The organism is Pseudomonas fluorescens (genome assembly GCF_001307155.1).
Classification (GTDB): domain Bacteria; phylum Pseudomonadota; class Gammaproteobacteria; order Pseudomonadales; family Pseudomonadaceae; genus Aquipseudomonas; species Aquipseudomonas helvetica.
In genome coordinates, this window is sequence record NZ_CP012830.1 from 1,055,739 (window position 1) to 1,068,956 (window position 13,218).

The window sequence follows — 13,218 nt, forward strand, 5'->3', positions numbered from 1 at the left end:
TATCTTTCAGGATTGGTTCAAGGAGTTCCCGACCGCATAAAACATAAAGGGAACTGATTTATTTAATTTTGTTGAATTCTCTTTTGCAATTGGAGACAAACACGATGGCACTTGATCGCGAATCCAAAACCACGTCCATTCCCCTAGTATATCTTTGCCACGGCGGAGATCATAAAATCTCCATTACGGCGGAAAAAGACAGCCCCTGGATTAATTATGGGGTCAGCCTTAATGGTCAACCGGGCACGACGCTGCCACTGTCGGCCATGCCAGAGATTGGTAAGTTTCAGAAATTTGAAGAGAGCGGCGCTGTCTGGACAATCAACTGCCCAGCCAAAGGTGCTGATGCACCAGTGGAAACATTTCAGCTATGGGTCCAGACCGAGTTCACCTCACCCGCGTATAAAATCCCTGTGTCACTGGGGCATCACCGGGTCGTTATTCAGGTCGTGCTTAGCCCGATTCGGCTCTCGGTGGTGGGGCAAGAGGTAAAGGCGATCATTCAGGTTGAGTCGTATTACACCCAGAAGGCATTGGGCGACGTCAAGGTTAAGTGGCGTGTAGGCAATACGGTTGTCGATGAGGTGGTAACCACGGCCAATGGCCAGAGTTCATTCACTTTCACTCCCGAGACGGTCGGAGAACACACCATCACTGCCGAGGTAGAAAGCCTCTACTATGGCCCCGATGTTCCCGTTGAACAGTCATTTGACTTCGAGGTGTTGGAGAACAGCCCCTGGGAGCAAGCCACGCTGTCCATGAATGGGACTCCGGTCGATCTGAGCAAGCAGGATCTTGTTATTTTTCGCGGACAGCAAAATGACCTGACACTCGAGTTTGCGCAGCTGACAGGTTATGGGTTCACTTTACAGCTGGTCGAGTCTGACGCAGGGCTGAATGTAGAGGCGAATCCGCCATTCGAACTTGAACAGCCCATGCCGCCGACCGGGCAGTTATGGACCCTCACGCCAGGAAAGGACAAAAGCGGCTTTTGCAAGCTACGCATCAGCAGTCCAGCGGTGAGTGTTGATTGGGAAATAGTGTGCCGAGTGTTTTCGACCGACCTGGGCGATGAGGCAGAGATCGAGATTGGCGGCATGGTCGTTCCGGTCGGGGGCAACACGTTCATCCGTGGCCAAGGCCAGACCGTTACGCTGAAGCCTAAACTCGGTAGTCCGCTGACCGGGCATCCGGTGACGCTGACCTGCGTGATCAAAAGTGGTCTGGACGTAGCCAATGTGGTGAGTGCGCCGGCATTGGGCAGTGAGCAAAAAGTTCACAGCTGGGTCGTGACCGGGTCGACCAAGAGCGGCACCTTCCAGTTAATTGCGGCCGGCCAGGGCATGACCACACCGATCACCGTAGCGCTCAGCACGCTGCTGTCGACCGACCTGGGCGATGAGGCAGAGATCGAGATTGGCGGCATGGTCGTTCCGGTCGGGGGCAACACGTTCTTCCGTGGCCAAGGCCAGACCGTTACGCTGAAGCCTAAACTCGGTAGTCCGCTGACCGGGCATCCGGTGACGCTGACCTGCGTGATCAAAAGTGGTCTGGACGTAGCCAATGTGGTGAGTGCGCCGGCATTGGGCAGTGAGCAAAAAGTTCACAGCTGGGTCGTGACCGGGTCGACCAAGAGCGGCACCTTCCAGTTAATTGCGGCCGGCCTGGGCATGACCACACCGATCACCGTAGCGCTCAGCACGCTGCTGTCGACCGACCTGGGCGATGAGGCAGAGATCGAGATTGGCGGCATGGTCGTTCCGGTCGGGGGCAACACGTTCTTCCGTGGCCAAGGCCAGACCGTTACGCTGAAGCCTAAACTCGGTAGTCCGCTGACCGGGCATCCGGTGACGCTGACCTGCGTGATCAAAAGTGGTCTGGACGTAGCCAATGTGGTAAGTGCGCCGGCATTGGGCAGTGAGCAAAAAGTTCACAGCTGGGTCGTGACCGGGTCGACCAAGAGCGGCACCTTCCAGTTAATTGCGGCCGGCCTGGGCATGACCACGCCTATCACCGTGGCGCTCAGCAAGCTGCTGTCGACCAACCTGGCGGACGAGGCGACGGTTTTATTGGACGGCGTTACACTGCCGCAAAACGGGGCAGATTTCATTGGAGGCCAAACAAAAGTACTCACCCTTAGTTACAAGAACGCAGATGTGTTAGTTGGCGTTACTTTGGCCCTTGACTGGGTTCCTGGCTCTGGCCTTATACGTGGTGACCTTTCAAGCCAACCACCCCTTCGCCAACTTTCCACGCGACACGAATGGAACATCAGGGGGACTGCGTCGAAGGCGGGTACTTTTACATTGAAGCTGTTCAGCGAAGGAGAGAAAGGGGTACTACTAACGCCGAATAACAGGTTAATCAAACAAAAGTTCGTATTCAAAGTAACCAATTGGCCTTTACCTCCAGAGTGGCTCTCAAAGCGTTATTCGGAAACCTGCCATATTTATGGAACGCTGGAGGCAATAGGCAATAACTCCATAAGGAATGTGCCTCTCGTGCTTCATGTCCCTGGAATCGATTCAGCTTATACGGTAAGCAATTCATTTGGTGCTTTCGATTTCAATTTATTCAGTGCCAAGCCAGTTGGCCTGCATGAAATTCTTTTGCGAGAGAACATAGACGGCAGTTCTACACAGCAAAAATTATTGCTGAAAGTTGAATAATAACTGGCACCGACCAGCAAGAAATGGAGCATTTCATCAGGTTAACGGCTAACCCTTATAGCAACCCGCGGGGTTAGTCTCTTGCTTGCAGATCTTTAGTCTTTAAATCAAGATAAAACCCACCATCCACATTTAACGAACCCAAGAGAAAAGGACCACTGATAGAATGGCACTTACTTAGCAGCTAACCAGTTGAGCTAAAAGCAAAAAATGAAGAAGAGCTGGTCTTGGTCTACGGTGATAGTTGCGAACGCACACCGATGAACCAAGGACACAGCCCCAATGAATCGTAGACGTCAAATTCTCCAGCATCAACAGCAACGTTTTCACCGACATGCTTCGAACTGTGATGCCTATGCTTTTTTCAATCTTCTCACTGCTCCCGAGCTGTTACAGCGCGTCGAATCTGCACTGCCAGAATATCGGGAGCGTCTGTTTCCGCCGACTGAAACGCTGTCTATGTTTCTGGCTCAAGCGATGAGTGCCGACCGCTCCTGCCAGAACGCCGTCAACGACTTGTCCATCAAACGGTCTTGTGGCGGCATGAAGCCCAATAGCACTCGCACGGGCGCCTACTGTAAGGCCAGAAAGCGACTGCCTGTGAAGATGGTTTCCACATTGGTCAGGCACACCGGTGTTTCGATTAGTGATAAAGCACCATCGTCGTGGCGCTGGATGGGGCGGCCTGTACGCCTTGTGGACGGTACGACGGTCAGCATGCCCGACACCGCGGCCAATCAGGGGGCCTATCCGCAGTCTCGCGGTCAGAAAGTCGGTCTTGGTTTTCCGCTGTGTCGAGTGGTTGGCATCGTTTGCCTCTCCAGCGGCGCCGTTTTAGATGCCGCCCTTGGGCGTTTCCGAGGCAAGGGTGGCGATGAACAGACGCTGCTCAGATCAATGCTCGACACGTTGAAAGCAGGCGACATTTTGTTGGGCGATGCTTACTACGCTACTTATTTCCTGCTGTGCGAGTTGCAACGTAGAGGTGTCGATGGCGTGTTCGAACAATATGGCGCTCGACGGCGCAGCACGGACTTTCGCCTGGGTCAAAGTCTCGGTTCGGAAGATCATCTGATCGAGTTGAAGAAGCCCGAAAGAAGGCCGCCCTGGATGAGTCAGGCGCATTACGAACAGGCGCCTGAAAGGCTGACAGTGCGAGAGCTTAAGGCAGGCGGAAAGACGTTGGTGACCACGTTGCATTGCCCGAGGCAGACACCCAAAACAGCCCTAAAATCGCTGTACAAGGGGCGATGGCATGTCGAGTTAGATTTACGCAATCTCAAAGCTACGCTGGGACTTGGAAAGTTAAGCTGCAAAACCCCAGGCATGGCAGTCAAGGAGTTATGGGTCTATCTGTTGGCACACAATCTGATCCGAATGCTCATGGCACAATCGGCTTTATTAGCTGACTGCTTACCTCGCGAGCTGAGTTTCAAACACAGCCTTCAGTTATGGCTGGCCCTGCGACAATACGGCCGCCTTGAAGAAGAGGATGGCCTGTCAAATTTATTGACGCTGATCGCTCAAAGGCGCGTTGAAAACCGACCCGGTCGTATCGAGCCGCGAGCCATAAAACGAAGACCTCAAGCCTACCCCTTGCTGACCCAATCACGTCGATCAGCAAGGGCAGATGTTAGGAAAAACGGGCACGCTAAACATGTTAAGTAAGTGCCATTCGACCACTGATATATATAATTATCATGCCGATTGCTCCCCCCACGCCCAACCAATTGAGCAGGAGGCTTTTTAGTTATCGCAAATAAGCAACCAGATAGCGCACTCAGGCTTCTGGCCCACAACGGCGGGATAGCGTAGCTGGATGGAGATTGGCAACTCTTTTCCCGGCTCCAATACGTACTTGTCATCACCGGGAGTGACCAGCATCAGTGATGCCTTCGCTACCGTCGTGTATCACCTCAGCCCAAAGTTCACTGTGAATTTTTGTGCCCAACGGCAAATCGGCAAATCGGCAAATCGGCAAACGACAGTTTCCAATTTGAAACGGCATGACGGGTTGCTTTCAGCACAATGTCGTAACTGTAAATCCAGCTGTGGCTTTCAATATCCAGCCATTTCGTCTCGAACTCAAAGATGAACTCACCAAACCACCCATCGCCAATCCCATCTACGCTTAGGTAGCATGACCCTCCCCTGCCCGAGGTTTCGCGTCATGTTCATCGGCGTCCTGCTCGTCATCACCTGGCTGATCCTCTTGCTACGCTATCCGGCCAAAGCCTTGCCGGTCTCTTTGGCGGCGGCGATCGGGCTGGGGTTGGTCGCGACCTGGGTGATATGGCTGGACAACCGCGAGATCAAGCAACTGGCGCGGCTGGAGTTGCGCATCAGCTACGCACCGGAACACTGCCCGGCGGATCGTCCGCTGGAACTGAAGCTGAACAACGGCAACGACGTGCCGCTGACCGAGTTGCGCTGGCGGATCGCCGCCTATGCGCCGGGCGATACGGTCAACCTGGCCGACAATCAATACGCCGCGCCGCGCTACCGTGGCCCCGGCGAATTACAGGCCGGCGCCACGTGGGAAGACTGCTTGCCGATGCCGCCGCTGCGTCCGGGCTATCGCCCGCAAACCCTGGAGTTTCGCGCCGAGCATTTGCAAGGTAGTTTCTCTGACTGATCCTTTTCTCCACCCTTCTACTTGCACAAGGACCGCGCCATGCCCGTCGCATTAATCACCGGTTGTTCCAGCGGCATTGGCCGCGCCCTGGCTGATGCCTTCAAAAACGCCGGGTTCGAGGTCCTGGCCACCGCGCGCAAGGCTGAAGATGTGGCGATACTCGCCGCAGCCGGGTTCACCGCCGTGCAACTGGACGTCAATGACGGGCCGGCACTCGAACAATTGAGTGAGCGGATCAACCAGCAACACGGCGGCCTTGACGTACTGATCAACAACGCCGGTTACGGCGCCATGGGGCCACTGCTCGACGGCGGTGTCGCGGCGATGCAACGGCAGTTCGAAACCAATGTGTTTGCCGTGGTCGGTGTCACCCGCGCGCTGTTTCCCGTGCTGCGTCGCGCCAAGGGATTAGTGGTGAATATCGGCAGCGTCTCCGGCGTTTTGGTCACACCATTCGCCGGTGCCTATTGCGCCTCGAAAGCCGCGGTGCATGCCTTGAGCGATGCGCTGCGCATGGAACTGGCACCCTTCGGCATCCGGGTGATGGAAGTCCAGCCCGGCGCCATCGCCTCCAGTTTTGCCAGGAATGCAGGCGTTGAAGCCGAACAACTGATCAGCGAACAATCGCCCTGGTGGCCGCTGCGCGAGGGAATTCGTGCCCGGGCCAAGGCTTCTCAGAACAACCCGACCCCGGCGAGCACATTTGCCAACGATCTGCTCAAGGCTGTGCAGCACAGCAAACCGCCGCACTTGTTGCGTCTGGGTAATGGCAGTCGAGCGTTGCCGCTAATGGCCGCGTTACTGCCCAGAGGTCTGCTCGATATCATCCTGAAGAAGAAGTTTGCGCTCAATAACACGCTCTAACATCCGCCCTCGCGCTGCGGACATCGCTCCGCAGCCAACCGCAATAAACCTCAACTAACCAATCAAACAACAGACATAAACAAACACATTAAACCAGCAACTAAATATAGCAATAGCATCTACCGATCTATAACTTGCTCACTCATGAGGCCTGCCTATCAGCCCCCATGAAAAACCACATCTAAAAAACAATTAATCCGTTCTTCATATCGGACACTGAAACTCACACAAGGTAAATACCATGGACGCTATTACCCATAACCAGATTACTTTTTTCATCCCGGGAGACCGTGATCCGCATTTCGGTCTCGAAGGCGTTATCACTCTGTTTGAACTCAAGCACGCACTTGACACCGACCGGCATGTGAAAGGTTTCACTGTGTTGGCAGACGACAAGATTCTGGTGAGTGCATGGCTGGCCCGCGACCTGAAAGGGATCTATGGGCTGGCACGCTTCAATCCTGATGGCAGCGTCGACACCTCGTTTGCCGACATGGGCCTGGCGCAAGGCAACTTTGCCGATGGATACGACTCGACAGGCGGCCAGCTCGCCGTTCAGGACGACGGCCACATCATCATGCTGGGCTGGTCCCGCGAAGTAGACGTTTACAGCCCGAAACGCCTGGTCATTGCTCGCTTCGATATCAATGGCCTGGTTGACCGCAGCTTTGGTGAACAGGGCTGCGTGGTCATTGAAAACAGCGCCCTCGGGGAGTTGGTTGACGACTCCAGCACCCTGCAATTGCTGGCCGACGGAACAATCCTCGTCAGCGCAACCTACTTGAAGGGGGATACCTCTAGCGGTCTGGTGTTGCGAGTCGACACTCGCGGCAATCTGGATAAAAGCTTCAATAAAACCGGACAACTCGAGATCAATCATCAGGCGTTCAGCAGTCTGTCAGTCACTGCCATCCGGGTGCAGGCCGATAACACTATTCTGGTCGCGGGTAGTGCTCGACGTTCACCGTCTGAAACACAAGGCTATGTCGCTCGTTATTCTCACACGGGTGAACTTGATACGAACTTTGGCGGCACTCAAACACCCGGTTTCTCCCTGGTGAACATTCCGAATGGTACGGTTATCTTTCACGAACTAATCGACACCGCCGCCGGCAACGTCGTGGGTATTGGCCAGGCAAGTTCCGGCCAAAGAAACTGGGGCCTGCTTGTGGGCTTCGACACGACCGGCAACCCATTCCCCGAGTTCAATCAGGGTCGCCCGGTATTGACTTCGTTCAATGCCGACCATGGGAACGAGTGGGTGTGTGCGACCCGGCAGGCGGATGGCAGCATCATCACCGCTGGCGGTTCCAGTCGCTTGTATATCGCGCGCTATCTGGCCAACGGCTCCGTTGACCGAAGCTTCGGTCAAAACGGTTGCATCCAGGAAGACACTCAACTGGTGACCACACCAGCGCTTCTACAAACACAAGCAACCGGCCGTATTCTGCTGGCGGGTAACACCTTGGGCTTAGGTGGCGCACTCGGCCATGTTTACGGCTATCAGGGCTGATTCTCCCTACCCTGCCAAGCGCCCCTGACCACACAGCTTGTTAGAGCTGTGTGGTCAGCCTTTAACCTTCATGAAATCAATAAACGCCTGCACCTTCAGTGGCCCTTGCGCTATTCCCCTTGTCAGCCATCCTGCGTCTGGACACCACCAAGCTGCTGACGCACATTACCCCTCACTCACCCAAGGAGAAAAACCGCATGACGGACTATCGCGAATACTTCAACGAAGTGACCCAGACCCTTGTCGACATCGAGCAATGGTTTTCCGGCAGCGCCGACAAAGGCCTACTGACGCAGTTGCTGGCGCGTTTCTCGCCGCAGTTTTCGATGATCGTGCCCGGCGGCAATGTGCTGGATTATCCAGGTTTGAGCGAGCTGTTCGATAAACTCGGCGGCGCTCGCCCGGGCTTGAAAATCAGCCTGAGCGAATGGAGCGGGATTGACCAACACGCAGGCGGCGCCACCGTCAGCTACCGCGAGGTGCAATCCGATGCGAGCGGCGTGCTGAATGATCGGCGTGCGACGGCGGTGATTGAAAAACTGCCGTCAGGTGCGTTGCTGTGGCGGCATTTGCATGAGACGTATTGTCAGGGCTGAATGAGATCGCTCCCACTGAAGAGTGGGAGCGATCAAAAGGACGTTTATCTCGCGTAGGTTTTTGAAGGACAATGGCCCGCGCGTCTGAGGACGGTTCCGACACGTTTTGACGGTTGCGTTGGGTGATGGGGGACGGATAGCCTTTTCGGGTCGCTGCCCATTCAGCGATCGGGTGTGGTAGCCCGGATATCTCATAGGAGTGACTTAACCTATTGGAGCATCACCATGTCTAAAGCTACCCCCAATCCCACTGAAACCGACAGCACCTCCCCCTACGCCTCCCTCGATTCAAAAGAACTCCACGCCGCCGCGCACCGTGCGCTCGACCATTACCTGGTGCTGCCCGAGACCAAGCAATTGTTGGCCGACCGACGTCCCGGTTGCATTTTCGTCATCGCCCCCGATGTCGACTCTGAAACCCTACTGGCCCACGCCTGCGAGACGCTCGCGTCGGTGAACGTCATGGCCAGCGATCTGGCGTTTGAGCTTGAAGGTCCCAAGCGCAATACCGCACTGGCGATTCAGCAGATGATTTCACTGGCCGAGTTGGCGGTGAATCGGGCACTGGATCACCTCGATCCACCTGAACCGGCGTAGCAACTGTGTTCACCACACCGACTCGCGGCATCTGATCTGACAGATCGCTAACAGATAAGGCGTCTGCGATCTTTTGACTTTAATCTTATCAATCCCCCAAAAAGCCGAGCCATGATCATGGCCCGGCCCGGCCTCATCACATCCTGCCCTGTCAGAGCGGGTAGGCAACCAGATTAGGGACGTTCTGGAATGACGGGTTCTGACCCGACGCAACCGGGTAAAGCAGTTGAACGGAAACAGGCAGGTCTATGCCCGGCTCCAGCACATACTTGCCCCCCTTAGGCGTGCGCAACTCGATAATCCCTTCTGTACCGTCATGGCTCATGTCGAGCCAGGGATTGGCGTAAATTTTCGTGCCCAGTGGTAATCCTGCGCTCGAAACTTTCCACTGCGCAATCGAGTGTCTGGTGGCTCTTAGAATAAAGTCATAACTGTATATCCACCCCTTAGTGGCCTGATCCTGCCATGCCCCTTTAAACGTCTGGCGCACCTGAATTTCTTGTTCTTCAATATACTTCGCCAAAACACCACAATAGAAATGCTCCATATGGGTCGGCTGGTAATAACGAATGGAGCACAACTCGGCAACGGATGAAGGCCGCAACTCTTTTTCGGAGATTAACGTTACTGTGCGACCAGGGTTCCACCCCTGAGTTTGCGTATCGGTAATGGTGATCATGCTGGAGTTAAAACTGGGTCTAAAAATCATCTGCGCACCGTTGACAGGCATCGAAACGTGCAGAAAGGTCACGTCCTCGTTTACCCGGAACTCCAGACGTGATCCGACAGGAGGGGGGGCGCCATCCGTTTCAAGGGTAAATCCGAGTGTTACCGGCACGCTTTTTTTAATACCATTGATACCGTTATCCATTCTGATATCTATCAGCTTTGTCATTTTAAAATCCTTTTTAAAAATACTGCCACACTAAAAAATAGAGCCGGTTAAGTACCAGCCCTTAAATATAAATCAATATAAGCCACCTACAACAGTGACGACCCGCAAACTAACACACAACAAAATATTCAAAAACCCAAACTAACTTCCCATTACAATTAACACCAAAAAAACAACAACTCACCCGCTGCAAAGTTACTCGACGTCATCTTGCTTGACCACCACCGTACAAGTAATTCCCGCCGCCAACAGCACCCCGTCCGGCACTTCATCGATGTGAATCCGCACCGGCACCCGTTGTGCCAAACGCACCCAGTTAAAGGTCGGATTCACGTCGGCGATCAGCTCGCGGCTTTCCGGGTTATCGCGGTCGTAGATGCCGCGCGATATGCTTTCGACATGGCCCTTGAGCACTTCGCCGCTCATCAATTGCATGTCGGCCTGATCGCCGACTTTCACATGCGGCAGTTTGGTTTCTTCGAAGAAGCCGTAGACCCAGAACGAGTTCATATCGACCACGGCCATTTTCGCTTCGCCGATGCGCGCGTAGTCGCCGCGATGGACGTTGAGGTTGGTGACATAACCGTCCACCGCCGCCAGCACTTTGGTGCGCTTGAGGTTCAACTCTGCGGCCTCAAGCTGTGCCTGGGCCTGTTGGTAATCGGCCAGCGCCGAGTCGGCAATGTTGCTGGCGTCGTCGCGGTTTTCCTTGGAGATCACCAGGTTGTCGAGGTCGGCGCGACGGTGCGCGTTGACCTTGCGCATCTCCCACGTGGCTTTGCGCGAAGCGACCAGCGATTGCGCCTGTTTCACCGCGATCTGGTAGTGCTCGGGATCGATCTGCATCAGCAGGTCGCCCTTTTTCACCAACTGGTTGTCACGTACCGGCACGTCGACCACTTCGCCGGTGACGTCGGCGGCGACATTGATGATGTCGGCGCGCACCCGGCCATCACGGGTCCACGGGGTGTCCATGTAATGCACCCAGAGGGTCCGGCCGATCCACAGCGCGAGGGCCAGTACCAACAAGGTCGCGAGCAGGCTGAAGAGTTTTTTCATCGAATCGGTCTCAAGAGTAAACAGTCAGCGCAAGAGCGCCGAACAAACAGGTGAAGAGGCTCAGGCGCAGCAGCGCCGGGTGCCAGAAGAAGCGGTACAGATCAAACCCGGACAAAAACCGGTCGAGTGCCCAGGCCATTGCCGCAGCGATGAAAAACATCAGGGTCATGGTCGGCATGTACACGCCGTGGAAGGCGATTTCACGAGGCATGGTCAGGTCCTTGCGGGGCAGCGAGCGCTGCCAGCGGCGATTGCGGGTCGAGCAACGAGGTGCGGATGAAATGCAGGTAGCTCTTCACCCGGCGCAAGGCCGAGGTGTCGAAGTGCGGGGCGAAGGGTTCGTCGGTGGCCTGGACGCGGCTGATGGCGTGGTCGACCGCCACCAGGCTGCGCTCCAGATTGCTCTGGTTCGGTTGCAGAAACAGCCGAACCAGCGAGCGACCCATGACCCTGATCGCCTGACGCCATGGCTGGGTTTCGGCATAGGCCGGGTGCACCGGCAAGATCGCCTGTTCCTTGCGCAACTCGATGATCGCGTGACCGACTTCCAGCACCACGAACATCCAGCGCAGCAGATCGCGTTGCACCTTAGGCTGTCCGGTGGCCAATCCATAAGCCTGGTGCACCAGATCGCGGGTGCTGCTTTCAAAACCCGACGCCAGCCCCTTGAGTTTGCCGCTGATGGCGAACACCACTTGCCCGCGCAAGTCCTGCTCCAGACGCCACCACAACCAGCGACTGTTGGGCGGCAGGATGATCGCCCCGGCCGCCGCGCACACCAGCATGCCCATGATCATCGCGATGTAGTCGTTGATGAAGGTGTACGGGTTGTAGACCGTCAGGTTGTCCGGCACTGAACCGGTGCTGAAAAAGATCAGCAAACCCAGGCCAACACCGGCGTACTGCGGCCGTGAGGTGAGGAACGAACCGAGCACGATCACCGGCGCCAGCATCACGCACAACAGTGGGAAACCGTCGATCCACGGGAAGATGAAAAACATCTCGACGAAGCCGATCAGCGCCCCGAGCAACGTCCCGCAGGCCATCTGGAACGCCATGCGCTTGGGGTTTGGCGTGGCCGCCGAGAGACCGACCGTGGCAGCAGCGATCAAGGTCATGGTCGCGCCGCTCGGCCACGCGGTGGCGACCCAGTAACTGCCCAGCACAATCAGAATGAACGACGCCCGAATGCCTGCCGCGGTCGACGCCAGCCAGTTGGTTTTCGGGGTGTAGGGCTCATCCCATTGCTCGCGTTCGTGGCGGTGCTCGGCCAGCGAGGCGTGGGTCTGTGCATAACTGTGCACTTCGTCGACGAAGCGGTAGAGCAACTCGTAGGCGGTGTGAAAATCCAGTTGCTCGGCGTCGCTCGGTTCGCTCTGCTGAAAGCTCGCCCGCAAGCTGCGCACCCGCGCCGGCAGCCCTTCTTTATAGGCGGCCAATTGCGCTGCCAGACGCGCTGCGTCGGCATGCGTCAGCGCACGACCCGAGAAGCCATCGAGCACTTCGGCGAGGTCCTGCAACCCGGGTTTGATCGCCGCCACTACCTGTTCGGTGCCGCTGCTGCGCAAGCGTTCGAGCAATTGGTGCAAGGCGTTGAACCGGGTGGTGATGCCCATGAATTCGCTGTTCAAGCGACTGAGCCGACCATTGCGCCGACGCATGTGCGGGTCTTCGAACACGGTGACGCTGCGCAAGCCTTCCAGGCCCACGGCTTCGGCGATAAAGCGCACGTTGCCGGCTTCGAACGCCTCGCGTTGGCTGCGCCCGCGCAAGCCATCGGTGACGAACAGCGCAAACACTCCGAAGCGCTGATACAAGGCGTTGCGCATCGCCGCGCTGGCGGTTTGCGGGAGAATCGCGGCGCTGACCAGGGTCGAGCAGAGAATCCCCAGGGAGATTTCCAGCACCCGCCAGACTGCCGCCATGAACGCGCCGTCCGGGTGCGCCAGCGCCGGCAAGCCGACCATCGCCGCCGTATAACCGGCGAGCACAAAACCATAGGCGCGGAAGTTGCGATAACGCGCGGCACCGGCCGTGCAGATGCCGACCCAGATCGCCAGCGAACCGAGGAACAGTTCGGTGTTCTGGGCGAACAAGGCAATCAGCGCGACCATCACCGCCGAGCCAGCCAGCGTACCGAGGAAGCGATAGAAGCTCTTGGCGAACACCTGACCGCTCTGCGGCTGCATGACGATGAACACGGTGATCATCGCGGTGCGCGGTTGCGGCAGTTCCAGGCGCATGGCCAGCCAGAGGGTCAGGAACGCGGCGGTCAGCACCTTGAAGATGTAGACCCAAGTCACGCCGTCACTGCGTGCCCAGTCGAAAAAACCCCGGCGCCATTCAAGGGAATACAGCCAGCGCAGCGGTGCAGGCAAGGGAGTCATGGT

Annotated in this window: 11 protein-coding genes; 7 read left to right on the plus strand and 4 right to left on the minus strand. The window is 56.4% G+C overall.

Annotated elements, in window-relative coordinates:
- Positions 1–104 precede the first annotated feature (104 nt).
- The 7 genes from AO353_RS04785 to AO353_RS04815 all read left to right on the plus strand — a co-directional run bounded on the left by AO353_RS04785 (position 105) and on the right by AO353_RS04815 (position 8,874).
- Positions 105–2,669, plus strand: a complete 2,565-nt coding sequence (locus tag AO353_RS04785) for an Ig-like domain repeat protein (protein ID WP_054593922.1) — start codon at positions 105–107, stop codon at positions 2,667–2,669.
- Positions 2,670–2,951: 282 nt separating this feature from the next.
- Complete coding sequence (locus tag AO353_RS04790) at positions 2,952–4,337, plus strand: IS4 family transposase (RefSeq protein ID WP_054593923.1); 1,386 nt, start codon at positions 2,952–2,954, stop codon at positions 4,335–4,337.
- Positions 4,338–4,839: 502 nt separating this feature from the next.
- On the plus strand, positions 4,840–5,304 hold the full coding sequence (locus tag AO353_RS04795; RefSeq protein WP_054593924.1) for a hypothetical protein: 465 nt from the start codon (positions 4,840–4,842) through the stop codon (positions 5,302–5,304).
- 39 nt (positions 5,305–5,343) lie between these two features.
- Entirely contained in the window at positions 5,344–6,168 is an 825-nt protein-coding gene (locus AO353_RS04800) for an SDR family oxidoreductase (RefSeq protein WP_054593925.1), read from the plus strand.
- Between the two features lie 241 nt (positions 6,169–6,409).
- The gene (locus AO353_RS04805) at positions 6,410–7,681 is read left to right on the plus strand and encodes a hypothetical protein (RefSeq protein ID WP_054593926.1); all 1,272 of its coding nucleotides are present in this window, start codon (positions 6,410–6,412) and stop codon (positions 7,679–7,681) included.
- A gap of 197 nt (positions 7,682–7,878) precedes the next feature.
- A complete protein-coding gene (locus tag AO353_RS04810; protein ID WP_054593927.1) occupies positions 7,879–8,277 on the plus strand; it encodes a hypothetical protein in 399 nt (132 codons plus the stop codon).
- Between the two features lie 225 nt (positions 8,278–8,502).
- The gene (locus AO353_RS04815) at positions 8,503–8,874 is read left to right on the plus strand and encodes a DUF6124 family protein (protein WP_054593928.1); all 372 of its coding nucleotides are present in this window, start codon (positions 8,503–8,505) and stop codon (positions 8,872–8,874) included.
- Between the two features lie 151 nt (positions 8,875–9,025).
- On the opposite strand, the gene AO353_RS04820 is transcribed toward AO353_RS04815, so the two are convergent.
- The 4 genes from AO353_RS04820 to AO353_RS04835 all read right to left on the minus strand — a co-directional run bounded on the left by AO353_RS04820 (position 9,026) and on the right by AO353_RS04835 (position 13,215).
- Positions 9,026–9,769: a hypothetical protein gene (locus AO353_RS04820; protein ID WP_054593929.1), complete on the minus strand. Its 744-nt coding sequence runs from the start codon at positions 9,767–9,769 to the stop codon at positions 9,026–9,028.
- A 195-nt stretch (positions 9,770–9,964) separates the two neighbouring features.
- Positions 9,965–10,828, minus strand: a complete 864-nt coding sequence (locus AO353_RS04825) for an HlyD family secretion protein (RefSeq protein ID WP_054593930.1) — start codon at positions 10,826–10,828, stop codon at positions 9,965–9,967.
- A 10-nt stretch (positions 10,829–10,838) separates the two neighbouring features.
- Positions 10,839–11,039 carry a DUF1656 domain-containing protein gene (locus tag AO353_RS04830; RefSeq protein ID WP_054593931.1) on the minus strand — a complete coding sequence of 67 codons (201 nt, stop codon included), beginning with the start codon at positions 11,037–11,039 and terminating at the stop codon, positions 10,839–10,841.
- On the minus strand, positions 11,029–13,215 hold the full coding sequence (locus AO353_RS04835) for an FUSC family protein (RefSeq protein ID WP_054593932.1): 2,187 nt from the start codon (positions 13,213–13,215) through the stop codon (positions 11,029–11,031). Before AO353_RS04835 ends, AO353_RS04830 begins: the two co-directional genes overlap by 11 nt.
- Positions 13,216–13,218: the final 3 nt, after the last annotated feature.